Below are 22,875 nucleotides of genomic sequence, written 5' to 3'. Positions count from 1 at the left end.
GTACTTTTCAGGGCATTCATTTCCTGTCTGAAAGTCGCGATTCAACTATGAAAGTGCACGAAGAAATCGAAGGCCTGGCAGTACTGATTCGCGACCTGCGCAAGTTCAAAGGCCTGACCCTGGGCGATCTGGCCCAGCGAATTGGCCGTTCGGTGGGCTTTCTGTCCCAGGTCGAGCGGGGCGTATCACGCCCGACCGTGGCCGACCTTACCGCCATCAGTGAAGCGCTGGGTGTCTCGACCGCCTACTTCTACAAGCTGGAAAAACCCCGCGAGCTCGACTGGGTCACCCGCCCGCACGAGCGTCGCACGCTTCACCTGGCGGGCGGCATCACCGATGTATTGGCATCCCCCACCATATCGGGCGCGTTCTCCATGCTCGATAGCCATCTGGAGCCGGGGGCCAGCAGCGGCGAGGAGTACCTGGACGACAGCTCGGAGCAGGGCTGCTTCGTGCTCGAAGGTGAACTGACCGTGTGGCTGGGCGGCGGTGAGCCGGTAACGCTGCGCGCCAGTGACAGCTTTCAGCTGCAACCCCACGCCCGCTTTCGTTACGCCAACCTCACCGACAAGCCCACACGGGTACTCTGGGTGTTCAGCTGAAAGGCCCGCTCGGCGTGTCTCGGTTGGCCAGGAAAGATGACCTGTAAACACTGTACGGGCTGCATAGGGTATCCTTGCGCCACGCAATCAACTTCGAAGCAGTGAACTGAACGATGGGTTTTGAACAACTAGCAGCGCTACGCGACCGCCTGCGCGCGGAAAAACAGCAGGAAAAGGCCCAGAGCCCGAAGCAGCCCAAGCGCAAACCGTCCCCGCAGGCGAAGCCGCGCGAGCAGGATCCGGCGGTCGCGGCGATTTGGCCATTGCAGAAGCATTTTCCGTTGGCCTTCCCGGTCAACCCGGCCCCCAAGGTGCCGCTCAAAGAGGGTATTTTCAAGGATGCCGAGCAACACCTGGAGCTGCTCGGGCTAACCCGTGAGCAGCTCAAGCTGGGCATCTCGACTTGGTGCCGGGGTGCCCGGTACTGGGCAAGTATGGTCGAGAACGCTCCACGCCTGGACTTGACCGGCCAAGCCGCTGGCACTGTGACCGCCGCTCAGGCACTGCATGCCAAGCAGCAGGCATCGCGGCAGCGAAGCCAGGACCGTCGCAACCGTGCGAAGTCGAAAGCGCAGGCTCCGGCCCCCGCCACCGACACAGCAGCGGCTCCCGCCGCCGACTGACACGCCCGGGCGGCTTGCCTGGTGCAAGGTCAACGTGAGTAAGGTAATGGCATAGGCCTTCACTCGACCAAGGCAAGCCATGGCCAGCGCTCGCGATAACTGCCGGCTTTTGCCTTGAACAAATCGGGGCGAGGATTCAACGCGTTCATCCTCAGCTGGTTGTTCTGCAGGTCTTCCAGGCCATGCGTGCTGTACAGCGCGCCTGTGTGTGCATCAACGCCCAGGCAGGTCGAGCGGATCAGGTAGCGGTCGATGCCATCGGTCACCTTGTGTAAAGGCGCGTAAGTGCCGCCGAACTTGGCCTGGTACCACAGGTGAACGCGGGCCTGATTGCGGACCTCGACATTGACGCCAAGGTGCGCACAGGCCTGCTGCACCCTGGCAATCATCCGGTCCTCTGCTTCCCAGGACAGGTCAGTGTCGAAATAGGCGATGTCGTAGTCCTTGATCCCCCAGTCGGCAGGCAGTCCCGCGCGCTGGTTCCAGAAGGCCTGGAACAGGGCGCCCGCAGTCAACATGCACTGGGGAACATCCAGCGTTGGCAGGATCGTCAGGAGCGCCCGGTTTACCGGGTTTTCATGGATGCTCTCCAGCACTTGCTCATCGGTCAGTGAATGCATGGGTACCGTCCTTGATGGTTGCATTGCAGCGGTCGAGCTTACCTGAATCACGCTCAGCTCATCACCCTCGCAGGCCCGCATAACCTAACCGCTAGTGGTGATGTTGCGCAGGCAACAGTGATCCCACAGATTGTTTGGTCATATGCACCCAACATCGCCTTTCGTTCTCAATAACCAGTTGAAAATAAAGACATTAAAGCATTGGCACAGTTGCTGCTCTTACCTCCTTGTATCTCACGAATCACCAAGGAGCCTCCCCATGAGCCACGCCCCAATCAAATTCGCCTACTGGGTCCCCAACGTCAGCGGTGGCCTGGTGGTCAGCACCATCGAGCAGCGCACCAGCTGGGACATCGACTACAACCGCAAGCTGGCGCAAATTGCGGAAAAATCCGGTTTCGATTACGCCCTGTCGCAAATCCGTTTCACAGCGGGCTATGGCGCCGACAACCAGCATGAGTCCGTCACCATCAGCCACGCGCTGCTGGCTGCCACGGAAAAACTCAAGGTCATCGCCGCCATCCTGCCAGGCCCGTGGAACCCGGCGCTGGCGGCCAAGCAGCTGGCGAGCATCGACCAGTTCACCCAGGGCCGTATCGCCATCAACGTGGTTTCGGGCTGGTTCAAGGGCGAGTTCCATGCCATCGGTGAGCCTTGGCTGGATCACGACGAGCGCTATCGCCGTTCTGAAGAATTCATCCGCGCGTTGAAGGGCATCTGGACCCAGGACAACTTCACCTTCAACGGCGACTTTTACCGCTTCCGTAACTACAACCTCAAACCCAAGCCGCTGCAGCAACCGCACCCGGAAATCTTCCAGGGCGGCAGCTCGCGTGCGGCACGGGACATGGCTGCGCGTGTGTCGGACTGGTACTTCACCAACGGCAACAGCGTGGAAGGGATCAAGGCCCAAGTGGACGACATCCGCAGCAAGGCGGCGGCCAACGGCCACTCGGTAAAGATCGGGGTGAATGCCTTCATCATTGCCCGCGATACCGAGGAAGAAGCGCGGGCAGTGCTGCAAGAAATCATCGACAAGGCCAACCCCGAGGCGGTGCGAGCGTTTGGCCAGGAGGTCAAGCATGCCGGTTCGGCCAGCCCGGAGGGCGAGGGCAACTGGGCGAAGTCCAGCTTCGAGGACCTGGTGCAGTACAACGACGGCTTCAAGACCAACCTGATCGGCACACCGCAGCAAATTGCCGAACGCATCGTCGCGTTGAAGGCGGTGGGGGTGGATTTGATCCTCTCCGGCTTCCTGCATTTCCAGGAGGAAGTGGCGTACTTCGGCGAGCACGTGTTGCCGCTGGTGCGGGCGCTGGAAGCCGAGCGTGGCCTGGACAAAGCAGTAGCCTGAGGCCGTGGGCAGGGAGGGCTTGGCACCCTGCCAGTATTGTCGGATTGTCGTGCAGGGGTTAGGTTGACGGGCTTACTTCAAGGAAGACTACCCCATGAAACGGACCTTACCGCTCCTGTTCGCCTGCGCGATTTTCCCCTTGCAAGCCTGGTCGGCGCTTGAAGTTGGCCAGTTTACCCTCGGTATGCCCAAGGCTCAGGTCCTGGCCATTCTGCAGCAGCAGTTCGGCGAGGTTGAGCATTTCACGGGCTATCACTATCAGGTGCCCACCGAATTTTATCAGGGCGCCAACCCCAAGAACGACTACAGCCTGGGCGGTGTTCCCGTTTCACAGGTGAAAGCGTCGTTCAATGAAGCCGACCAGCTTCGCCAGGTTGAGGTACGGCTGGATACCACTGACGAGGCGCGGGTCCAGCAACTGCTGCCGATGACGAAGCAGGCCAAACGGGTGCCAAATACCGGTGGCCGGCTGGAAGCGTTTTCTGCAGAGGGAGAGCTGGTGTACTGGGTCTCCAAAGACTGGGACTGGACCGTGGTGACCATTGCCGACAAGGCCAGCTCGGTCGGGAACATCAAGGCCCGGGCGAAGAGTGACGAGAAGTTTGCGCAATTGAACCGCAAGTTCGACAAGCTGATTGAAACCGCTAAGCCTTAACCGCAGGTCGGTTTCAGGACGCGCCTGGTCGTTCGCACGCAACCTCCTGGCGCCACAAGTGCCATGCTTGCAGGATGCCTCGGACCAGTGCACGCAGATGCACGGCCGTCGGCAAGGAGGCCGCCAGACCGCGCAACCGTGACGTGGCCGGCGCGCCGCAGCAGAACACGCCGGACACCTGCCCCCACAATAATTCAGGCAGGGTCCGTGATGCCGAGGTCCGCTGTATGCCTGATGAATTGCTCCACCTGCCCGTTATCCAGCGCATTCTGGCCCGTGACAAGGCTACCCCAGGCGCCTTGTTGCCGATCCTGCATGCCATCCAGCACGACATCGGCTATATCCCCGATGCCGCTGTTCCCGAAATCGCCCATGCCCTGAACCTCAGCCTGGCCGAGGTGCGCGGGGTGATCAGCTTCTATCACGACTTCCGCACCACGCCGCCTGCGCGCCACACCTTGCGCCTGTGCCGCGCTGAGTCGTGCCAGAGCCGTGGCGCCGAGGCCCTGGCCGCGCAATTGCGCGAACAGCTGGCACTGGACGACCACGGCACCAGCGCCGACGGTGCCATCAGCCTGCGCCCGGTGTACTGCCTGGGTGCCTGCGCCTGTTCGCCGGCGCTGGAGCTGGACGGCCAGGTGCATGCGCGGCTCACCCCTGAGCGCCTGCGCGCATTGGTCAACGGTTGCCGGGAGGACGCAGCATGCTGAAGCTCTATATCCCCTGCGACTCGGTGGCCCGTGCCGTCGGGGCCGACCAGGTGGCCGATGCCTTGCAGCGCGAGGCCGAGCGTCGCCAGCTACCGCTGGATATCCAGCGCACCAGTTCACGCGGGCTTTACTGGCTGGAGCCGCTGGTCGAGTGCGACAGCGCACAAGGGCGCCTGGGTTTTGGCCCGGTCACCCCGCAGGAGGTGCCTTCGCTGCTCGATGCCCTGGCCGGTGAACCCGGTGGCCACTCGCTGGCGCTGGGGCCGGTCGAAGACATTCCTTACCTGAAAACCCAGCAGCGCCTGCTGTTCGCCCGCGCCGGTATCACCCGCCCGTTGTCGCTGGACGACTACCGCGCCCAGGGTGGTTTCGCCGGCCTGGAAGCTGCCGTGGCAATGGGCGGCGCCGATGTGGTCGCTGCCGTGCTCGATTCCGGCCTGCGTGGCCGTGGCGGCGCGGCGTTCCCCGCTGGCATCAAGTGGCGCACCGTACGCGACGCCGGCGCCGGGCAAAAGTATGTGGTGTGCAACGCCGACGAAGGCGACTCCGGTACCTTCGCCGACCGCATGCTGATGGAAGGCGACCCGTTCCTGTTGATCGAAGGCATGAGCATTGCCGGCCTCGCTGTGGGCGCCGACAAAGGCTACATCTACGTGCGTTCGGAATACCCCGATGCCATTCGTGTGCTTGACCAGGCCTTGGCCATCGCCCGCGATGCCGGCTATCTCGGCACTGACGTGGCCGGCAGCGGCCAGTCCTTCGACCTGGAAGTGCGGGTGGGCGCCGGCGCCTATATCTGCGGCGAAGAAACCGCATTGCTGGAATCCATCGAAGGCAAGCGGGGCGTCGTCCGCGCCAAGCCTCCACTGCCCGCGCTGCAAGGGTTGTTCGGCCTGCCGACACTCGTACACAACGTGCTCACCTTGGCTTCGGTGCCCATCATTCTGGCCAAGGGGGCAGCGTTTTACCGCAACTTCGGCATGGGCCGCTCGCTGGGCACCCTGCCGTTCCAGCTGGCCGGTAATATCCGCCAGGGCGGTTTGGTGGAACGCGCATTCGGCCTGACCCTTCGTGAACTGGTCGAAGGCTATGGCGGCGGCACCGCCAGTGGCCGACCGCTGAAAGCTGCGCAGGTCGGTGGCCCGCTCGGCGCCTGGGTACCGCCCAGCCACTTCGACACCCCGCTGGATTACGAAGCCTTCGCCGCCATGGGCGCGATGCTTGGCCATGGCGGTGTAGTGGTGGCCGACGACACCCTGAACATGGCCAGCATGGCGCGCTTTGCCCTGCAGTTCTGCGCTGAAGAGTCCTGCGGCAAATGCACCCCGTGCCGCATCGGCTCTACCCGTGGCATGGAAGTGGTCGACCGGTTGATGGCGACCCAGGATTTCACTGAACGCCACGACCAGGCCCTGTTGCTGCGCGACCTGTGCGACACGATGCAGTACGGCTCGCTGTGCGCCATGGGCGGCATGACCGCCTACCCGGTGGCCAGCGCCCTCAAGTACTTCCCCGCCGATTTCGGGCTGACCACCACGGAGGCCGCGCAGTGATCAATTTCTTCGACCCCGCTTTGGATAAAAGCGGCGACCTCGGCACCCCGGCCCGTGACAGCGACGTGCAGGTCAGCCTGAGCATCGATGGCCGTGCCATCAGCGTGCCCGCCGGCACTTCCGTCATGCGCGCTGCCGCCATGCTTGGCACCAGTATTCCCAAGCTCTGCGCCACCGACAGCCTCGAAGCCTTCGGCTCGTGCCGCATGTGCATGGTGGAAATCGAAGGCATGCGCGGCTACCCGGCGTCCTGCACCACGCCCGTCAGCGAAGGCATGGTGGTACGCACCGAAACCCCACGCCTGGCTGGCCTGCGCCGCAACGTGATGGAGCTGTACATCTCCGACCACCCGCTGGACTGCCTGACCTGTTCGGCCAACGGCAACTGCGAGCTGCAGACCGTGGCGGGCCAGGTGGGCTTGCGCGAGGTGCGCTACGGCTACGATGGCGCCAACCACCTGGCCGAGAAAAAGGACGTTTCCAACCCGTATTTCGACTACGAGCCCAGCAAGTGCATTGTGTGCAGCCGCTGCGTGCGCGCCTGCGAGGACATCCAGGGTACCTTCGCCCTGACCATTACCGGGCGCGGTTTCGAGTCGCGGGTGGCGGCGGCGGGCGGAGACAACTTCCTGGCTTCCGAGTGCGTCTCCTGCGGCGCCTGCGTGCAGGCGTGCCCGACCGCAACCCTGACGGAAAAAAGCCTGGTGCAGCTTGGCCAACCTGAGCGCTCGGTCATCACCACTTGCGCCTATTGCGGTGTCGGTTGTTCGTTCCGCGCCGAAATGAAAGGCGACCAACTGGTGCGCATGGTCCCGGACAAGAACGGCGGCGCCAACCATGGCCACGCCTGCGTCAAGGGCCGTTTCGCCTGGGGCTACGCCACCCACCCGGACCGTATTACCAAGCCGATGATCCGCAAGCGGCTGGAAGACCCGTGGCAGGAAGTGAGCTGGGACGAGGCGGTGACGTATGCCGCCAGCGAGTTCCGCCGCATCCAGCTCAAGTACGGGCGTGACTCGATTGGCGGTATCACCTCCAGCCGCTGCACCAACGAAGAAGCCTATCTGGTGCAAAAGCTGGTGCGCACGGCGTTCGGCAACAACAACGTCGATACCTGCGCGCGGGTGTGCCATTCACCCACCGGCTATGGCCTGAAGCAAACCCTGGGTGAATCGGCCGGCACACAAAGCTTCGATTCGGTGATGCAGGCCGACGTGGTGCTGGTGATAGGCGCCAACCCCACCGATGCCCACCCGGTGTTCGGCTCGCAGCTCAAGCGCCGCCTGCGCCAGGGCGCGCGGCTGATCGTGATCGACCCACGGCGCATCGACCTGGTCGACTCGCCCCATGCCCGCGCCGAGCTGCACCTGCAACTGCGCCCAGGCACTAACGTGGCGATGCTCAACGCCCTGGCTCATGTGATCGTCACCGAGGGCCTGCTGGCCCAGCGCTTCATCGATGCGCGCTGCGAAACAGAAGACTTTGCCCGCTGGCGTGATTTCGTCAGCCTGGCAGACAACGCCCCTGAAGTGCTCGGCCCGGTCTGCGGCGTGCCCGCCGAACAGATCCGTGCCGCTGCCCGGTTGTATGCCACAGGTGGCAACGCGGCAATTTACTACGGCTTGGGCGTGACCGAGCACAGCCAGGGCAGCACCGCAGTGATGGGCATTGCCAACCTGGCCATGGCCACCGGCAACATCGGCCGTGAAGGGGTAGGGGTGAACCCGCTGCGCGGGCAGAACAACGTGCAGGGCTCGTGCGACATGGGCTCTTTCCCCCATGAACTGCCGGGCTACCGGCACATTTCCAACGAGAATGTGCGTGCGGAGTTCGAACGCGCCTGGGGAGTGACCCTGCAGCCTGACCCAGGCCTGCGCATTCCCAACATGTTCGAAGCCGCGCTGGACGGCAGCTTCAAGGCGTTGTACTGCCAAGGCGAGGACATCGCCCAGAGCGACCCCAACACCCAGCATGTCACGGCGGCCTTGCACGCCATGGAGTGCGTGGTGGTGCAGGATATTTTCCTCAACGAAACGGCCAAGTTTGCCCACGTGTTCCTGCCAGGCAGCTCGTTCCTGGAAAAGGACGGCACCTTCACCAATGCCGAACGCCGGATTTCGCGGGTGCGCAAGGTGATGGAACCGTTGGCAGGCAAGGCGGACTGGGAAGCGACCGTGGCCTTGGCCAACGCCTTGGGCTACCCGATGAACTACCGTCACCCGTCCGAGATCATGGACGAGATCGCCCGCCTGACGCCGACCTTCCGCCGCGTCAGCTATGCCGAAATCGACCGCCACGGTAGCTTGCAGTGGCCGTGCAACGACGCCGCACCCGATGGCACGCCGACCATGCACATCGACCAGTTCGTGCGGGGCAAGGGGCGCTTCATGCTCACCGGTTACGTGCCCACCGACGAGAAGGTCAACAACCGCTACCCGCTGCTGCTGACCACCGGGCGCATCCTCAGCCAGTACAACGTCGGCGCCCAGACCCGCCGTACCGGCAACGTGGCCTGGCATGACGCCGACCGCCTGGAAATTCACCCGACCGATGCCGAAAGCCGTGGCATCCAGGACGGTGACTGGGTGGGCATCGGCAGCCGCGCTGGGCAGACCGTACTGCGCGCCAAGGTCAGCGCGCGGGTCGCACCGGGCGTGGTGTACACCACCTTCCACTTCCCCGAGTCGGGGGCCAATGTGATTACCACCGACAACTCCGACTGGGCCACCAACTGCCCCGAGTACAAGGTAACGGCGGTGGAAGTGGTGAAAGTGTTCCAGCCGTCGCAGTGGCAGAAGCGTTATCAGGACTTCAGTGATGAGCAGCGGCGTTTGCTGAAGGAGCGCCGTACACAGGAGAACGCCGAGGTGCGCCGATGAGCAGCGACAACCTGGTCAAGATGGCCAACCAGATTGCCCATTACTTCGACAGCGAGCCGGACCGGGCCTTGGCGGTACAAGGGGTGCGGCAGCATTTGCAGAGCTTCTGGACACCGGCGATGCGCCGGCAATTGGCGGAGTGGATCGAGGCCAATGCTGGGGAGGGGCTGGACCCCAAGGTGCGGGAGGCGTTGGGCTAGCGTCTGGTGCTGATTGGGGCTGCGCAGCAGCCCCAGTAATAGTGCGGTGAAGCGAAACAGTAGGTTTAACCGTGGGCTAACTCGGCTTGGTGGGCGATGGCCTCTTCACTCTTTAGCACCAGCACATCGCCTTCCAGAGCATCCAGCACCACCTCCGAAGTATTCCCAATCAACGCCCCGGTAATCCCGGTGCGGCACACCGTGCCGATCACCGTCACCACCGCCCCCAGCTTCTGCTCGGTATGCGGGATCAGCACGTCCGCCGGCCCTTCGGCCACATGCAAACGCTCTTCGCTAATGTCGTACTCGGCCTGGAACGCTTTGCACGCCTCGCGGTAACGCTTTTCGATGGTTTCGCTCAACTGGTACGCCGGGTCCGACGCCGACAGCATCGGTGACGGATGGGCGCTGATGACATGCAGTTCACCCTTGGCCAGCTTGGCAATCTCGAAACCATGGTCAATGATGCTGGCATGCAGGCGGCGGTGATCCTCGTCCTGGTTGCCCACGTCCACCGCCGCCAGGATCACGCCACCCGTCCAGGGCTGCTCACTCTTCACCATCAGCACCGCACACGGGCACTGGCGCAGCAGCTTCCAGTCGCTGGGGGTGAGCAGGGCTTTTTTCAGCGGGTTGTCCGGGCGGTGTTCCTTGATCACCAGCTCGCAACCCTCGGCCTGCTGCACGTAGATGATGGTGTCGTGCAGGTTGCCGCGCCAGGCCTCTTCATGGGTGACATTGTCGTAGCCGTCATCGTGCAGCTGACTACTTAACAGGCTCAGCAGCGCATGGTGGTTATGCCGTTTGTCGCACATCAGCAGGTGCAGGCGTGCGCCGGTCACGCCGGCAATCAGCTTGGCCCGGGTCAGCGCCCGGCTGTGGGCGTGCTCGGGGTCGAGGACGACAAGGATGCTGCGGACGGCTTGCATGGGCGTTAGCTCCCTTCAAAGGTGGCGACCAATGCCTGACTATAGACGGCGCGGCCCCCGCTGGCGCTTGATGTACATCAAGAAGCATAGTCACTGACGCCGCCCGCCGCCGCCGCTATAATCGCCGGCCCTGCCTGTTCTGTGTGGTTGCACGCTTATGTCCCTGATCCCCGAAATCGACGCCTTTCTTGGCTGCCCGACGCCAGATGCCTGGATCGAAGCGGCGCTGGCCGACCAGGAAACCCTGCTGATCGACCACAAGAACTGCGAATTCAAGGCTGCCAGCACGGCCTTGAGCCTGATGGCCAAGTACAACACCCACCTCGACCTGATCAACATGATGTCGCGCCTGGCCCGTGAAGAGCTGGTGCACCATGAACAGGTGCTGCGGCTGATGAAGCGCCGTGGCGTGCCACTGCGCCCGGTGTCGGCGGGGCGCTATGCGTCGGGGCTGCGCCGCCTGGTGCGCGCCCACGAGCCGGTCAAGCTGGTGGATACGCTGGTGGTGGGGGCATTTATCGAAGCGCGCAGCTGCGAGCGCTTTGCCGCGCTGGTGCCGCACCTGGATGAGGAACTGGGCCGCTTCTATCACGGCCTGCTGAAAAGCGAAGCACGCCACTACCAAGGCTACCTGAAACTGGCGCACAACTACGGTGATGAGGCAGACATCGCCCGCCGGGTGGAGCTGGTGCGTGCCGCTGAGGTCGAGCTGATCCAGTCACCGGACCAGGAACTGCGCTTCCACAGCGGCATCCCGCAAGCGCTGGCCGCCTGATTCGCACCAGGCGGCCCAGCCGTTAGTTGCGCCGGCCCAGCAGCAGGCCCACCACCAGGCCAAGGCCTGCGGAAATGGCCACGGTCTGCCACGGATGGCCACCTATGTAGTCCTGGGTAGCGTCCACCACCGGTTGCGCCTTGCTGCGCATATTGCTGGCCGCCTGGCCGGCCTGGCGCAGCTTCAGGTTGACCTGCGCGCGTAACGTTTCGGCTTCTTCGCCCACCAGGGCGGCGCTGTCGTTCAGCAGTTTTTCCGATTCTTCGATCAGCGATTGCAGTTCGCTGAATACCTGGTCCTTGATCTGATCGCTGTCTGCCAGTGCGGCGTTTTTCCGGGCCATGAACTCGTCCTCGTCGATGGGGTGGTTTGAACAATGGATGCCGCCGCGTCGGGAAAGTTGCGCCGGCTTACTGATGTTGCGTTGCCTGGGTGTAAGATAGCGGCCATTTTCAAACCTGCAGGTACCTTCATGAGTTTTAATCTGGCCAACATGAGCTTCGAGGAACGGGCGCAGATCGAGGCAGAGAAGGCGCGGTTGTTCGAGCTGTGGCAGAACAACCTGGGCAAGGCCAAGGGCGAAGCGGCCCGGCTGATTGCCGAAAAACCGCGTCGCAAGGGCAAGTGGGCCGAGTGGGTACGCGCCGAGCTGGACGGCATGACGCCCCCCGAATACGCCAGCATGGTGCGCAGCGAAGTCAACAAGCTGATGGCCGCCGCCAGCGCCAGCCGCTGAACACCCCCCAGGTGCTTACCAGTAGGCGCCCTTGGGCAGGTCCAGCTTGCCCTCGTCGGTAAAGCGCACAGTCCCCAGCAGACCACCGGCCAGCTTGCCGCGCAGCTTGTAGGGCAGGCCCTGCAGCGAGTCCACCTTGCCCAGTCCATAGGCCTGGCGCAGGAAGGAAAATGCCGTGATGCTTACCGGCACCACGATCACCGCTTCGTCATAACGGCCGATGTGCCCCTGCTGGTCGCTGACCCCGGCGGCCAGCGGCTGGCCGTTCACTTCCAGGTTGAGGGCAATGCCGTTGTAGTCGATGGGCGATTCGCTGGGGTTTTGCACCCGCATTTTCACGGCCATGCGCAGTTCCAGTTCCTGGCCGGGCAACGGTTCGATGCCGATCACACTGATATTGACCGGGTCACGTGGCTGGAACAGTGCGCACGCGTTCAGGCCGTAGGCCATCAGTAGCACAAGCATTAACCGGGTAAAGCGGTACAGGCGGGCAGTCATGAGGGCGACCTTGCCAGAGTGAGCGAAGTGTCAGTGTGGCAAATGCAAGTGGGCGTTGAAAGTGCCCCACGGGATGAAAGATACTGTTTCTCATTAACGCCCGATAACTCCTCCTACTGGCTGTTCCCAAACCCATGCTGACGTCACCCGTGTCGGGGCTGCTGGCGAGTTTCCAGGAGCACTACGACGACCTGCTGCAGTTTCTGACCCGGCGCATGAGCGACCGCCAGCGCGCCGCCGACGTGGCCCAGGAAACCTACCTGAAGCTGGTCAAGATCGATGAGCAAGCGCTGCCGGTGCTGCATGCGCGCAGCTTCATCTTCCGCGTGGCCGGCAACCTGGCAATCGATGCCTTGCGCCGCGAACAGCGCCTGGCGGCCAGCCATGACGACTGTGACGGGGCAGCGGAACTGGCCTGCCCGGCGCCAGCACCCGAGGCGATGTTGCTGGCCCGGGAGCGCTTGCAAATTCTTGACGATGCGCTGCTGAAACTGCCCGACAATGCCCGCCAGGCGTTGTTGCTGAACCGCGTCGAAGGCCTGACCCAGGCGCAGATTGCACAGCGGCTGGGGGTTTCCGAGAGCATGGTGGCCAAGTACATCGGCCAAGCCTTGCGCCATTGCCGCGACTGGCTCAAACAGGCGGGTGTGGCGGCCTCCGTGGTGTTGCTGGTCGCCGCGATGGCGGCTTGGCAACAGGCGCCGATGCTGCTGGCGGATTACCACACTGCAGTGGGCGAGCGGCAGGTGATCACCCTGGCAGATGGCACGCGGGTGACATTGAACAGCGCCAGTGCGCTGAGCGTGGTGTTCAACGCGCACGAACGCCGGGTGGTGCTGGATGCCGGTGAGGCCCTGTTCGAGACCGCTGATGAGGCGCGGCCGTTTGTGGTCGAGACGGCGGGTGAGCGTGTGCAGGGTGGTGCAGCCACGTTCAGCGTGCGCCGCGATGGCCGTGTGGTGCTGGCGCGTGGTGAGGCCAAGGTTGGCGAACGTTCATTGGTGGTAGCCGCCGATGCCGGAACGCAGATGGCCTGGCAGCGCGGCAAGCTGATCTTCAACGGCAAGCCGCTGGGGCAGGTGCTGGCGGAACTTGAGCGTTACCGGCATGGGCGGATTGTGCTGTCCGATAGCAAGCTGGCAGCGATGGAGGTGAGCGGGGTGTTTGACCTTGACGAGCCGGAGGCGCTGTTGCGCACGCTGGAGCAGCGGTATGGCCTGAAGGTGACCTACCTGCCGTGGTTGGCCGTGGTTCATTGACCAGCCTGTGCCGACCTCTTCGCGGGCAAGCCCGCTCCCACAGGTACGCCACAGAATTCAAGGACTGTGATGTACTTGTGCGAGCGGGCTTGCCCGCGAAGGGGCCGGTACAGGAAAAATAATTTCCATTTGCGACTGCAAGTTCCTGCAAGCCAGATCGTCGTAGTGGGACTGATCAGCAACCCATTCTCATTTACGACTTGTCAGGAAGCTCATTCGTGCCTCTGATGCTCAAGCCCCTGCACCGCCGTCGCGGTTCACTTCACCATGCCCTGATGTCCTGCAGCGCCCTGGCCATGCTGGCCGGCCCGTTGTCGGCATGGGCGTCGACCGCTGCCGACCAGGCCCAGGTCCAGGCCCGTCAGGTTCAGCTCGACCTGCCCGCCCAGCCGCTGGACCAGGCCCTGACTGCCTTCGCCGACCAGGCCGGCCTGCACCTGTTGTACACCACGGGCGATGTTGCAGGCCTGGCCAGCCCTGCGTTGCACGGCAGCTACAACGTCGAGCAGGCCCTGCAGCAGTTGCTGGCCGGCAGCGGCATGGGCTGGCAGTTCAGCGATGCCCGCACGGTCACCCTGCGCAAGGCCGAGGCTGCGCCGCAGGCGGTCAACCTCAAGCCGATCGAAGTCAGCGTGGCCTCGCGTACCAGCACTGCAATCAGCGAAATCCCCGGCACGGTCTGGGTGGTCGACCAGCAGCAATTGCGCGAACAGATCGACAGCGGCGTCAGCCTGAAGGAAGCCATCGGCAAGCTGGTACCCGGCCTCGACCTGGGGCCGGAAGGGCGCACCAACTACGGCCAGAACATGCGCGGGCGCAACGTGCTGGTGATGATCGACGGGGTCAGCCAGAACAGCTCGCGTGGCCTGTCGCGCCAGTTCGACAGCATTTCGCCGTTCAACGTCGAGCGTGTCGAAGTGTTGTCTGGCGCCAGCGCCATCTACGGCGGCGGAGCCACCGGCGGCATTATCAACATCGTCACCAAGAAGGGCGAGCCCGGCCCGGCGCGCTTCGAAACACAGCTGGGTGCCAGCAGCGGTTTCAACAACAGCGATGACCTGGCCACCCGCTTCGCCCAGTCGATCAGCGGCGGTAACGAACGGGTCAATGCCCGCCTGGGTATCTCCGGTGAGCAGAACGAAGCCTTCTACGACGGTGCCGGCGACCAGATTTTCATCGACAACACCCAGACCGACCTGCAGTACAACCGCACCCTCGATGTGCTCGGTACCTTGGGCCTGCAATTGAACGACCAGCAGAGCCTCGACCTGCTGGCCCAGTACTACGACTCGGGCAACCACGGCAGCACGGGTATCTACTTCCCCAACCTCAACTACAACGCACCGTCCGACCTGGAAGATGCCGAACTGCGCAGCGGCTACTCGTCCGACCTGGAGCCGCGTACCCGGCGCCTGCTGCTCAACGCCAACTACCACCACACCGATGTGCTGGGCCAGGACTTCTACCTGCAGGCCTCGTACCGCAAGGAAGACGACAACTTCTATCCGTTCCCGTACTACAACCGCGCTACGCCCACCGGCTCGCGCGGGGTGTACTTCGCCGCTTCGCAGCAAAACTTCGAGGTCACCAGCCTCAAGGGCCTGTTCGCCAAGCAATGGGACACGCTGAAGCTGACCTACGGCGTCGACCTGGACCGTGAGCGTTTCAACGCCGAGCAGACCACGTTCAATGCCCTGACTTCGTCCGAGTCGGGCGGTCTGGAGATGGAGAAGGACAGCAAGGCCGCGCGCTATCCCAGCTACCGGGTTGATGGTGTGTCGGTGTACGCCCAGCTGGACTGGCATGCCACCGATAACCTGACCTTCTCCGGCGGCGCCCGCCGCCAGCAAATGGACGTGGACGTCAGCGACTTCAAGGGCGTGCCGGGCGGCAGCAACGATTACCAAGTCAACCTGTTCAACGTCGGTGCCATTTACGACTTCAAGAACGGCCATCAGGTGTGGACCAACTACGGCGAAGGCTTCGACCTGCCGGACCCGGCCAAGTACTACGGCAAGCCAGGCCTGAGTGTGGCCGACAACCCGCTGGCCGGCATCAAGAGCCGCCAGGTGGAACTGGGCTGGCGCTATGCAGATCTGGACTGGGATGCCCAGGCGGCGCTGTACTACATCTGGTCGGACAAGATCATCAACGTCGATTCGCAAACGCTGACCATCAACGTGGAAGAGCAGAAGAGCCGCGACTTTGGCTTTGAAGGTGCGCTGACCCGGCATTTCCAGACCGGCTGGGAGGCGGGTGGTACCTTGCACCTGACGCGCTCCGAGGAAGAGGCTGCCGACGGTGGCTGGATCAAGCGTGATGCCCGGTATGCCTCGTTGTCCAAGGCCACTGCATTTGTCGGCTGGAAGGGCGATGGCCGCAGTGCGCGGCTGCAGGCCAACCATGCCTTCAGCCTGAAGGACGATGCCGACCACGAGATTGACGGCTACACCACCTTCGACCTGCTGGGTAGCCAGGACACCGGCTTCGGCACCTTCAGCGCCGGCATCCAGAACCTGCTGGACAAGCAGTACAGCACGGTCTGGGGCCAGCGTGCGACGTTGTTCTATTCGCCGACTTATGGGCCGGCGTACCTGTATGACTATCAAGGGCGTGGGCGTACCTACACCTTGACCTGGAGCATGGCTTACTGATTGATGTTGTCTGTTCTGGCCTCTTCGCGGGTGAACCCGCGAAGAGGCCGGTTCAGGCAAACGCGGCCAGCAAATCCTGCGCAAACGCCTGCTGGGCCTCGCCCACCGCTTGTGCCCGGTGCCGAGCCAGGGTAAACGGCACCACAAAATCCAGCCCCGGGTCCAGCGCCCACAACAACCCTTCGGCTTCCCACCCCAGCGCACAATGGCGTGGCAGATAGCCAATATGCCGCCCCGACAAAATGAACGTCAGCACGCTCTCGATCTGCTCCGCCACGGCCATGCTGCGCCGGCTCTGAAACGGTTCGCCGCCTTTGAGAAACCGGTACGGGTGGCACACCTGATCCATGTCCAGCAGCCGCTCATGTTCAACGTCCTTAACACCAAACAGCACATGCTGCTTCCCGCAATAAAGCCGTTGTCGCTCCTCGAACAGTGGCTGGTAATCAAAGGCCGCCTGGTTGCCGGAGAAGTAGCTGATGGCATAGTCCAGCCGCTGCTCCAGCAACAGCCGTTCCAGCTCCGCTGGCGGCGCACTGATCAGTTCCAGTTGCACTGCTTCCTCTCGTGTGCGAAATGCCGAAATGGCTGCGGCCAGCTTAAGGCTCACCGCCTTGTCCTGGTTCTCCGCCATGCCGATGCGCACGGTCCCCAGCAACCGCCCGGCAACCCCATTGGCCTGCTGGCGAAACTGCTCGATGTTCAGCAGCAGCCCGCGCGCCGCCTCCAATAGCAACGTGCCTTTCTCCGTGAGGTGAAAGCCGCCCTTGCCCCGGCTGCACAGGCGATAACCCAGGCGTGCTTCCAGCTGTGCCATGCGCTGGCTGATAGTGGGCTGGCTCAGGCCGAGCACGCCTTGTGCGGCGCTGAAGCCGCCGGCCTCGACTACAGTGACGAACAGCCGCAGCAGGTGCAGGTCGGGGTCGTGCACTTGTCCGAGCATTACATTGCTCCTGTTGAATGTCAGCTTTGCAAACTTGCCATTCCTGCAATGTAACCCGGCTGGCATGCTCGCGGCATCCACCCATTTGCCGAGGTGTCCGCCATGCGTCGATCGTTGTGCCTGTTGTCCCTGGTTCTGGCCTTGCCGCTGCAAGCCGAAGAAAAGGTCGTCAACCTCTACAGCTGGGCCGACTACGTTGCCCCGCAAACCCTCAAGCGCTTCGAGCAGGAAACCGGCTACAAGGTGCGCTACGACACCTTCGACACCACCGAAGTACTGGAAACCAAGCTGCTGACCGGTGGCAGTGGCTACGACGTGGTGGTGCCATCGTCGACCGTACTGGCCCGGGCGCTGAAGGCCAACGCCCTGCAACCGCTCGACCCCCAGGCCATGCCCGGCTACAGCAACCTCGACAAGGACCTGCTGGCCAAGCTTGCCGAGGCCGACCCCGGGAACCGCCACGCTGTGCCGTACACCTGGGGCACTTTGGGCCTGGGTGTGAACGTGGAAGCGGTGCGCCAGCGCCTGGGTGATGTGCCGCTGGACAGCCTCGACCTGCTGTTCAAGCCCGAATACGCCAGCCGCCTTAAGGATTGCGGCATTGCCATGCCCGATTCACCGCAGGAGGTGATTGGCGTGGCCCTCAACTACCTGGGCAAGGACCCGTACAGCCAGAGCAAGGATGATCTGGCGGCTGCGCAGCGCCTGCTGAGCCAACTACAACCCTCGATCAGCTACGTCGCCAATGGCCGGCAGATCAGCGACCTGGCCAATGGCAGTGTGTGCCTGGCGCTGACCTACAACGGCGATGCGGCGATGGCCGCCGACCAGGCGCGCCGTGCCGGCAAGCCGTTCGAGCTGATTTACCGTATTCCCCGGGAAGGCACGCTGGTGTGGCAGGACAACCTGGTCATCCCCAAAGACGCCCCGCACCCCGAGGCAGCGCGTGCGTTCATCGCCTTCATGCTCAAGCCAGAGTCGGTGGCTGCGCTGACCAACACGCTGTTTTTTGCCAACGCCAACCGGGCGGCCACGCCGCTGGTGGACGAAGCGGTGCGCAACGACCCCGACATCTACCCGCCGGCCGAAGTGCGCCAGCGGCTGTTCGCCGACCGCAGCATGGCGCTGTCCGACCTGCGCCAGCGCAACCGCCTGTGGACGGCCTTCCGCACCCGGCAATAACGCATAACAACCCAGGAGCCCGACCGTGGACCAAGCCGCAAGCAATGACCAGGCGATGACCCGCGACAGCCTGTACGGCACTGCCGCAGAAAGTACCTACGCCGGCATTACCAGTTTCTCCCGCCGACGCTACAGCCGCGACCTGCGTGGTGTGGATGTGGTCGTCAGCGGTGTGCCGTTCGATACCGCCACCAGCAACCGCCCTGGCGCACGTTTTGGCCCGCGCGCGATCCGCGCTGCCTCGGTGCAGCAGGCCTGGGCCCGGCACTGGCCGTGGGCGTTCGACCCGTTCGACCACCTGGCAGTGATCGACTACGGCGACTGCGCCTTCGACAGCGGCACGCCGGAGTCGGTGCCGGACAGCATCGAGGCCCATGCCGAGCACATCCTTCAGGCCGGTTGCGCCATGCTCACCTTGGGCGGCGACCACTTCATCAGCTACCCGCTGCTCAAAGCTCACGCTCGCCGCCATGGCCCGCTGGCGCTGATTCACTTCGATGCCCACAGCGATACGTGGCCGGACGAGGAGGGCAAGCGAATCGACCATGGCACCATGTTCTGGCATGCCGCCCGTGAAGGCCTGGTAGACCCGGGCAGTTCGGTGCAGATCGGCCTGCGCACCACCAACGACGACAGCCAGGGCTTTGCCATCCTGGATGCCCGGCAGGTACACCGCCAGGGCACCGAGGCGATCATTGCGGCAATTCGTCAGCGGGTGGGCGACCGGCCGGTGTACCTCACGTTCGATATCGACTGCCTTGACCCGGCCTATGCGCCTGGCACGGGTACTCCGGTGTGTGGTGGGCTTACCACGGTGCAGGCGCTGGAAATTCTGGGCGGGCTGCGTGGTATCAACCTGGTGGGCATGGACCTGGTGGAGGTGGCACCGGCTTATGACCATGCCGATATCACCGCATTGGCCGGGGCGACGTTGGCGATGGAGATGCTGTGCTTGTATGCGGCGCGGCACAAGGTAGACAAAGGCCAGTAATCGGGGGCCGCGAAGCGGCCTCAAGGTCCATACTGAAATATCAGGAATCAACTCCACCCGCATTCACACTTTTGCCGCGAACCCTTCGCGCCTTAGGCTATCAAAACCCCCAAGGCGCGGCATTTTCGTACAGGAGGTGAAGCATGAACCCGTCATTGCCCATCCTGGCGCTTGGCCTGGCCTTGTGCCTGCCCGCGCACGCTGCTCCGCAGCCACCGTTGCAGCTCGCTGCCGGCAACAATAACCCCTACAACAGCCCGATCCAGCGCGCCAACCCCAACAGCCGCCAAGGCAGCATGCCTACCACGCCGCCCGTGCGTGGCCCCTCCACCGACCCGTACCAACGCACGCCCAGCCTGGACAACCGGGGCATTGGCAATGGCGACAACCTGCGCCGCCAGCAGCAAACCCCGAACCTGGAACCTACCCGGCCGCCGCGCGACAGCACGCGTGCGCCCTAAGCCCATACGAAAGGAATCCTGCATGCCCAGAGCAACCTGGCTGGTCACCGTGACCGCCGCCGCACTCATGCCCCTGTTGGCACAGGCGGCGGCCGAGCAACAGTTTCGCAGTGAAGAAGGCACCTTGACAGTCAGTACCCTGGCCGACGGCCTGCGCAACCCTTGGGCGTTGGCATTTCTGCCGGGCGGCAAGGACATGCTGGTGACCGAGCGTGCCGGCAATTTGCGGCTGGTCAACGCCGAAGGCAAGGTCGGCCCGCCGATCAGCGGTGTGCCCAAGGTCTGGGCCGAGGGGCAGGGCGGCCTGCTGGATGTGGTGTTGTCGCCGGCGTTCGACAAAGACCGTACCGTATACCTGTCCTACGCCGAGGAGGGCAGTGACGGCAAGGCCGGCACCGCGGTCGGCCGTGGCCAGCTGTCCGAAGACCGGGCCCGGCTGGAAAACTTCACCGTGATCTTCCGCCAGCAGCCCAAACTGTCGGTGGGTAACCACTTCGGCTCGCGGCTGGTGTTCGACCGCAACGGCTACCTGTTCATCGCCCTGGGCGAGAACAACCAGCGCCCCACTGCCCAGGACCTGGACAAGCTGCAAGGCAAGATCGTGCGCATCCTTCCCGATGGTGAAGTACCCAAGGACAACCCCTTTGTAGGCAACGACAACGTGCGACCGGAAATCTGGTCGTTCGGCCACCGCAACCAGCAAGGCGCCGCGCTCAACCCGTGGACCGGCAAGCTGTGGACCCACGAGCACGGCCCGCGAGGTGGCGACGAAATCAACATCCCCGAGCCCGGCAAGAACTACGGCTGGCCGATTGCGACCCACGGCATCAACTACTCGCTCCTGCCGATCCCCGAGGCCAAGGGCAAGCATGTGGACGGCATGGTCGACCCACACCATGTGTGGGAGAAGTCGCCAGGCATCAGCGGCATGGCGTTCTACGACAGCCCCACGTTCAAGGCCTGGGACCACAACCTGTTCATAGGTGCGCTGGCAACGCAGGAGCTGATTCGCTTGCAGCTGGACGGCGACAAGGTGTTGCATGAAGAGCGCCTGCTGGGGGACCTGAAGGCCCGCATCCGCGATGTGCGGGTAGGGCCGGATGGGTACCTGTATGTGCTGACCGATGACAAGGACGGCGCGTTGCTGAAGGTAGGCCTGGCCAACTGACGCTCCTACACGGATAGCGTTAGCCGTGTAGAATTCGTTATGGCCATAGATCCCCAATCCCTCTACCAGCAAGCCCTGACCACTCAGGGCTATGTCGCCGACCCTGCACAGGCCCGCGCCGTCGAGGCGCTGCAAGCGTGCTTCCTGGCCGTCGAACAGGGCCGCTCCACCCAGGGCATCTACCTTTGGGGCCCGGTCGGTCGCGGCAAGACCTGGCTGCCGGACCAGTTCCACCGCTGCCTGCGCCTGCCCAGCCTGCGCCAGCACTTCCACCACTTCATGGCCTGGGTCCATCAGCGCCTGTTCCAGCTGAACGGCACGGCCGACCCGCTGTTGGCCTTGGCCCGGGAACTGGCCGGGCAGATCCGCGTGCTGTGCTTCGACGAACTGTTCGTCAACGACATCGGTGATGCGATCATCCTGGGCCGCCTGTTCCAGGTGCTGTTCGACCAGGGCGTGGTGATCGTCGCCACCTCCAACCAGCCACCCGAGCAGCTCTACCGCGACGGCTTCAACCGCGAGCGGTTCCTGCCGGCCATCGCCGCTATCCAGCGGCATATGCAGGTGCTGCCAGTGGCGGGCGAACAGGACCACCGCCTGCACCCTGGTGCAGCGCGGCAGCGCTATTGGGTGGCCGAGGTGGGGCAGGCCAGCCGGTTGGCCGAGGTTTTCCGCCAGCTTAGCCCGGATGACGCCGGCACTGATCAGCCCTTGGTTATTGGCTCCAGGCACATTCAAGTCGTGCGGCGCAGCGAGCAGGCGATCTGGTGCCGTTTCGCCGACCTGTGTGAGCAACCGCTGGCAGCCATGGAGTTCATGGCCCTGTGCGATCATTATCCCGCCGTCCTGGTGTCGGGCATTCCTGCGCTGGGTGGCGAGCAGCGGGCCGGGCGCATTGCCCGTGGCACTGAAGATGCTGCCGCACGGGTGGTGGCCGGTGATCGCGAGCTGCCGGCACTGTCGCCCAAGGACGACGCAGTGCGCCGCTTGATTGCCCTGGTCGACGAGTGCTACGACCGCCGGGTGGCGTTGTACCTGGAGGCGCAGGTACCGCTTGAAGCGTTGTATACGCAGGGGTATCTGGCGTTTCCCTACCAACGAACCCTCAGCCGCCTGCGGGAGATGCAACTGCAGCGGTTTGGCTGAATGGTGCAAGGGCCGCAAAGCGGCCCCACCGCACGGGTTCAGTGTTAGCCGGCGTGAAACCAGCCCAGGGTAATCATCGCCAGCACTGCATAGCGGCCAGCCTTGGCCAGGGTGACCAGCAGCAGAAAGCGCCAGAACGGTTCGCGCATGATCCCGGCGATCAGCGTCAGCGGGTCCCCGATCACTGGCATCCAGCTGAGCAACAGCGACCACTGGCCCCAGCGCTGGTAGCGCTCCTGCGCACGCGCCAGCTGGGCTGCGCTGAACGGGAACCAGCGCTTGTCGCGCAGGTGCTCGATGGCCCGGCCCAACAGCCAGTTCACCACCGAACCCAGCACGTTGCCCAAGGTGGCCACCAGTAGTAGGGTCGCCCAGGCCTCGGGCTGGCGCAGCAACAGGCCGACCAGCACGGCCTCCGATTGCAGCGGCAGCAGGGTGGCGGCGCCAAAGGCGCTGAGAAACAGCGCCCACAGGCTGAGCATCAGTAGGTGGCGACCACGGTGTCCTGCCCATCCTGGGTCATACCAATAACCTGGTAGGCGTCCTTGTGGTCACCCATTTCCATGCCTGGCGAACCCATGGGCATGCCCGGTACGGCCAGGCCCTTGAGGTCATTGCGTTTGGCCAGCAGGCGTACCTGCTCGGCCGGAACGTGGCCTTCGACGAACTTGCCGTCGATCACCCCCGTGTGGCACGACGCCAGGCGTGGCGCCACGCCCAGGCGTTGCTTCACCGCACTCATGTTCGGCTCGACGTGGTCATTGACGGTGAACCCGTTGTCACGCAGGTGGCTGATCCAGGCCTTGCAGCAGCCGCAGTTGGGGTCACGGTAGACATCGATGGTCTCGGCGGCCTGGGCCAGGCCGGTGATGGCCAGCAGCCCCAGGGTCAGCAGGTGTTTGCGCAGCATGGTAAAGCACTCCTTCCAGCATGGGTT

Annotated in this window: 24 protein-coding genes; 17 read left to right on the top strand and 7 right to left on the bottom strand. The window is 63.7% G+C overall.

From position 1 onward, the window contains the following. Positions 1-47 precede the first annotated feature (47 nt). Complete coding sequence (locus ACF8MI_RS09440) at positions 48-602, top strand: helix-turn-helix domain-containing protein (protein WP_060500461.1); 555 nt, start codon at positions 48-50, stop codon at positions 600-602. 113 nt (positions 603-715) lie between these two features. Beyond that, positions 716-1,225, top strand: coding sequence for a ProQ/FinO family protein (locus ACF8MI_RS09435; protein WP_060500463.1), 510 nt, complete (start codon positions 716-718; stop codon positions 1,223-1,225). A 59-nt stretch (positions 1,226-1,284) separates the two neighbouring features. On the opposite strand, the gene ACF8MI_RS09430 is transcribed toward ACF8MI_RS09435, so the two are convergent. Then, complete coding sequence (locus ACF8MI_RS09430; RefSeq protein WP_104835217.1) at positions 1,285-1,845, bottom strand: nucleotidyltransferase family protein; 561 nt, start codon at positions 1,843-1,845, stop codon at positions 1,285-1,287. A gap of 259 nt (positions 1,846-2,104) precedes the next feature. Between ACF8MI_RS09430 and sfnG the strand changes: the two genes are divergently transcribed. The 6 genes from sfnG (at position 2,105) to ACF8MI_RS09400 (ending at position 9,196) form a co-directional block, all read left to right on the top strand. Continuing rightward, positions 2,105-3,199 (top strand): dimethylsulfone monooxygenase SfnG, encoded by a 1,095-nt coding sequence (sfnG, locus tag ACF8MI_RS09425; protein ID WP_060500467.1) that lies wholly within the window; start codon positions 2,105-2,107, stop codon positions 3,197-3,199. A gap of 94 nt (positions 3,200-3,293) precedes the next feature. Continuing rightward, positions 3,294-3,854 (top strand): hypothetical protein, encoded by a 561-nt coding sequence (locus ACF8MI_RS09420; protein ID WP_060500469.1) that lies wholly within the window; start codon positions 3,294-3,296, stop codon positions 3,852-3,854. Positions 3,855-4,081: 227 nt separating this feature from the next. Then, positions 4,082-4,564 (top strand): formate dehydrogenase subunit gamma, encoded by a 483-nt coding sequence (locus tag ACF8MI_RS09415; protein ID WP_019098738.1) that lies wholly within the window; start codon positions 4,082-4,084, stop codon positions 4,562-4,564. Next, complete coding sequence (locus tag ACF8MI_RS09410; protein WP_104835215.1) at positions 4,558-6,117, top strand: NADH-quinone oxidoreductase subunit NuoF; 1,560 nt, start codon at positions 4,558-4,560, stop codon at positions 6,115-6,117. Before ACF8MI_RS09415 ends, ACF8MI_RS09410 begins: the two co-directional genes overlap by 7 nt. After that, the gene (gene fdhF, locus ACF8MI_RS09405; protein WP_060500473.1) at positions 6,114-8,996 is read left to right on the top strand and encodes a formate dehydrogenase subunit alpha; all 2,883 of its coding nucleotides are present in this window, start codon (positions 6,114-6,116) and stop codon (positions 8,994-8,996) included. The genes ACF8MI_RS09410 and fdhF overlap by 4 nt, the downstream gene beginning before the upstream one ends. Next, on the top strand, positions 8,993-9,196 hold the full coding sequence (locus ACF8MI_RS09400) for a formate dehydrogenase subunit delta (RefSeq protein WP_060500475.1): 204 nt from the start codon (positions 8,993-8,995) through the stop codon (positions 9,194-9,196). The genes fdhF and ACF8MI_RS09400 overlap by 4 nt, the downstream gene beginning before the upstream one ends. Before the next feature lie 65 nt (positions 9,197-9,261). Here ACF8MI_RS09400 and ACF8MI_RS09395 read toward each other — a convergent pair whose 3' ends face one another. Further along, positions 9,262-10,125, bottom strand: coding sequence for a universal stress protein (locus ACF8MI_RS09395; protein ID WP_200929235.1), 864 nt, complete (start codon positions 10,123-10,125; stop codon positions 9,262-9,264). A gap of 157 nt (positions 10,126-10,282) precedes the next feature. Between ACF8MI_RS09395 and ACF8MI_RS09390 the strand changes: the two genes are divergently transcribed. Next, positions 10,283-10,900, top strand: coding sequence for a tRNA-(ms[2]io[6]A)-hydroxylase (locus tag ACF8MI_RS09390; protein ID WP_016714954.1), 618 nt, complete (start codon positions 10,283-10,285; stop codon positions 10,898-10,900). A 22-nt stretch (positions 10,901-10,922) separates the two neighbouring features. Here ACF8MI_RS09390 and ACF8MI_RS09385 read toward each other — a convergent pair whose 3' ends face one another. Then, on the bottom strand, positions 10,923-11,243 hold the full coding sequence (locus ACF8MI_RS09385; RefSeq protein ID WP_200929236.1) for a YqjD family protein: 321 nt from the start codon (positions 11,241-11,243) through the stop codon (positions 10,923-10,925). A 129-nt stretch (positions 11,244-11,372) separates the two neighbouring features. Between ACF8MI_RS09385 and ACF8MI_RS09380 the strand changes: the two genes are divergently transcribed. After that, complete coding sequence (locus ACF8MI_RS09380) at positions 11,373-11,636, top strand: hypothetical protein (RefSeq protein ID WP_060500481.1); 264 nt, start codon at positions 11,373-11,375, stop codon at positions 11,634-11,636. A 15-nt stretch (positions 11,637-11,651) separates the two neighbouring features. On the opposite strand, the gene ACF8MI_RS09375 is transcribed toward ACF8MI_RS09380, so the two are convergent. Then, positions 11,652-12,134 carry an LEA type 2 family protein gene (locus tag ACF8MI_RS09375; protein WP_186723372.1) on the bottom strand — a complete coding sequence of 161 codons (483 nt, stop codon included), beginning with the start codon at positions 12,132-12,134 and terminating at the stop codon, positions 11,652-11,654. Positions 12,135-12,268: 134 nt separating this feature from the next. On the opposite strand from ACF8MI_RS09375, the gene ACF8MI_RS09370 reads away from it, so the two are divergent. Both ACF8MI_RS09370 and ACF8MI_RS09365 read left to right on the top strand, forming a co-directional pair. Then, positions 12,269-13,393: a sigma-70 family RNA polymerase sigma factor gene (locus ACF8MI_RS09370; RefSeq protein WP_060500485.1), complete on the top strand. Its 1,125-nt coding sequence runs from the start codon at positions 12,269-12,271 to the stop codon at positions 13,391-13,393. 227 nt (positions 13,394-13,620) lie between these two features. Beyond that, a complete protein-coding gene (locus ACF8MI_RS09365; RefSeq protein ID WP_164525235.1) occupies positions 13,621-16,047 on the top strand; it encodes a TonB-dependent receptor in 2,427 nt (808 codons plus the stop codon). Between the two features lie 52 nt (positions 16,048-16,099). Here ACF8MI_RS09365 and ACF8MI_RS09360 read toward each other — a convergent pair whose 3' ends face one another. Next, positions 16,100-16,990, bottom strand: a complete 891-nt coding sequence (locus ACF8MI_RS09360) for a LysR family transcriptional regulator (RefSeq protein WP_060500490.1) — start codon at positions 16,988-16,990, stop codon at positions 16,100-16,102. A 102-nt stretch (positions 16,991-17,092) separates the two neighbouring features. On the opposite strand from ACF8MI_RS09360, the gene ACF8MI_RS09355 reads away from it, so the two are divergent. The 5 genes from ACF8MI_RS09355 to zapE all read left to right on the top strand — a co-directional run bounded on the left by ACF8MI_RS09355 (position 17,093) and on the right by zapE (position 21,938). Beyond that, positions 17,093-18,172, top strand: coding sequence for a polyamine ABC transporter substrate-binding protein (locus tag ACF8MI_RS09355; RefSeq protein WP_104835210.1), 1,080 nt, complete (start codon positions 17,093-17,095; stop codon positions 18,170-18,172). A gap of 25 nt (positions 18,173-18,197) precedes the next feature. Then, positions 18,198-19,163, top strand: a complete 966-nt coding sequence (speB, locus tag ACF8MI_RS09350; RefSeq protein WP_060500494.1) for an agmatinase — start codon at positions 18,198-18,200, stop codon at positions 19,161-19,163. A 143-nt stretch (positions 19,164-19,306) separates the two neighbouring features. Next, on the top strand, positions 19,307-19,624 hold the full coding sequence (locus tag ACF8MI_RS09345; protein WP_104835206.1) for a hypothetical protein: 318 nt from the start codon (positions 19,307-19,309) through the stop codon (positions 19,622-19,624). 22 nt (positions 19,625-19,646) lie between these two features. Then, positions 19,647-20,792 carry a PQQ-dependent sugar dehydrogenase gene (locus ACF8MI_RS09340; protein ID WP_104835205.1) on the top strand — a complete coding sequence of 382 codons (1,146 nt, stop codon included), beginning with the start codon at positions 19,647-19,649 and terminating at the stop codon, positions 20,790-20,792. A gap of 39 nt (positions 20,793-20,831) precedes the next feature. After that, a complete protein-coding gene (gene zapE, locus ACF8MI_RS09335) occupies positions 20,832-21,938 on the top strand; it encodes a cell division protein ZapE (protein ID WP_200929237.1) in 1,107 nt (368 codons plus the stop codon). Between the two features lie 44 nt (positions 21,939-21,982). On the opposite strand, the gene ACF8MI_RS09330 is transcribed toward zapE, so the two are convergent. Then, a complete protein-coding gene (locus tag ACF8MI_RS09330; protein WP_060500501.1) occupies positions 21,983-22,420 on the bottom strand; it encodes a YqaA family protein in 438 nt (145 codons plus the stop codon). Then, entirely contained in the window at positions 22,420-22,848 is a 429-nt protein-coding gene (locus ACF8MI_RS09325) for a DUF411 domain-containing protein (protein ID WP_060500502.1), read from the bottom strand. The genes ACF8MI_RS09330 and ACF8MI_RS09325 overlap by 1 nt, the downstream gene beginning before the upstream one ends. Positions 22,849-22,875 lie beyond the last annotated feature (27 nt).

This window comes from Pseudomonas sp. yb_9, assembly GCF_043103635.1.
GTDB classification, from domain to species: domain Bacteria; phylum Pseudomonadota; class Gammaproteobacteria; order Pseudomonadales; family Pseudomonadaceae; genus Aquipseudomonas; species Aquipseudomonas monteilii.
This window is presented reverse-complemented; position numbering and strand designations above follow the sequence as displayed.

Bases quoted from the DNA above. Each gene is read 5' to 3' on its own strand.
- ACF8MI_RS09410 (WP_104835215.1), top strand. From the start codon at position 4,558: ATGCTGAAGCTCTATATCCCCTGCGACTCGGTGGCCCGTGCCGTCGGG.
- ACF8MI_RS09380 (WP_060500481.1), top strand. From the start codon at position 11,373: ATGAGTTTTAATCTGGCCAACATGAGCTTCGAGGAACGGGCGCAGATC.
- sfnG (WP_060500467.1), top strand. From the start codon at position 2,105: ATGAGCCACGCCCCAATCAAATTCGCCTACTGGGTCCCCAACGTCAGC.
- ACF8MI_RS09385 (WP_200929236.1), bottom strand. From the start codon at position 11,243: ATGGCCCGGAAAAACGCCGCACTGGCAGACAGCGATCAGATCAAGGAC.
- ACF8MI_RS09370 (WP_060500485.1), top strand. From the start codon at position 12,269: ATGCTGACGTCACCCGTGTCGGGGCTGCTGGCGAGTTTCCAGGAGCAC.
- ACF8MI_RS09430 (WP_104835217.1), bottom strand. From the start codon at position 1,845: ATGCATTCACTGACCGATGAGCAAGTGCTGGAGAGCATCCATGAAAAC.
- ACF8MI_RS09340 (WP_104835205.1), top strand. From the start codon at position 19,647: ATGCCCAGAGCAACCTGGCTGGTCACCGTGACCGCCGCCGCACTCATG.
- ACF8MI_RS09395 (WP_200929235.1), bottom strand. From the start codon at position 10,125: ATGCAAGCCGTCCGCAGCATCCTTGTCGTCCTCGACCCCGAGCACGCC.
- ACF8MI_RS09325 (WP_060500502.1), bottom strand. From the start codon at position 22,848: ATGCTGCGCAAACACCTGCTGACCCTGGGGCTGCTGGCCATCACCGGC.
- ACF8MI_RS09345 (WP_104835206.1), top strand. From the start codon at position 19,307: ATGAACCCGTCATTGCCCATCCTGGCGCTTGGCCTGGCCTTGTGCCTG.
- ACF8MI_RS09375 (WP_186723372.1), bottom strand. From the start codon at position 12,134: ATGACTGCCCGCCTGTACCGCTTTACCCGGTTAATGCTTGTGCTACTG.
- ACF8MI_RS09360 (WP_060500490.1), bottom strand. From the start codon at position 16,990: ATGCTCGGACAAGTGCACGACCCCGACCTGCACCTGCTGCGGCTGTTC.
- ACF8MI_RS09365 (WP_164525235.1), top strand. From the start codon at position 13,621: ATGCTCAAGCCCCTGCACCGCCGTCGCGGTTCACTTCACCATGCCCTG.
- ACF8MI_RS09415 (WP_019098738.1), top strand. From the start codon at position 4,082: ATGCCTGATGAATTGCTCCACCTGCCCGTTATCCAGCGCATTCTGGCC.
- ACF8MI_RS09440 (WP_060500461.1), top strand. From the start codon at position 48: ATGAAAGTGCACGAAGAAATCGAAGGCCTGGCAGTACTGATTCGCGAC.
- ACF8MI_RS09390 (WP_016714954.1), top strand. From the start codon at position 10,283: ATGTCCCTGATCCCCGAAATCGACGCCTTTCTTGGCTGCCCGACGCCA.
- ACF8MI_RS09400 (WP_060500475.1), top strand. From the start codon at position 8,993: ATGAGCAGCGACAACCTGGTCAAGATGGCCAACCAGATTGCCCATTAC.
- ACF8MI_RS09330 (WP_060500501.1), bottom strand. From the start codon at position 22,420: ATGCTCAGCCTGTGGGCGCTGTTTCTCAGCGCCTTTGGCGCCGCCACC.
- ACF8MI_RS09355 (WP_104835210.1), top strand. From the start codon at position 17,093: ATGCGTCGATCGTTGTGCCTGTTGTCCCTGGTTCTGGCCTTGCCGCTG.
- ACF8MI_RS09420 (WP_060500469.1), top strand. From the start codon at position 3,294: ATGAAACGGACCTTACCGCTCCTGTTCGCCTGCGCGATTTTCCCCTTG.
- zapE (WP_200929237.1), top strand. From the start codon at position 20,832: ATGGCCATAGATCCCCAATCCCTCTACCAGCAAGCCCTGACCACTCAG.
- ACF8MI_RS09435 (WP_060500463.1), top strand. From the start codon at position 716: ATGGGTTTTGAACAACTAGCAGCGCTACGCGACCGCCTGCGCGCGGAA.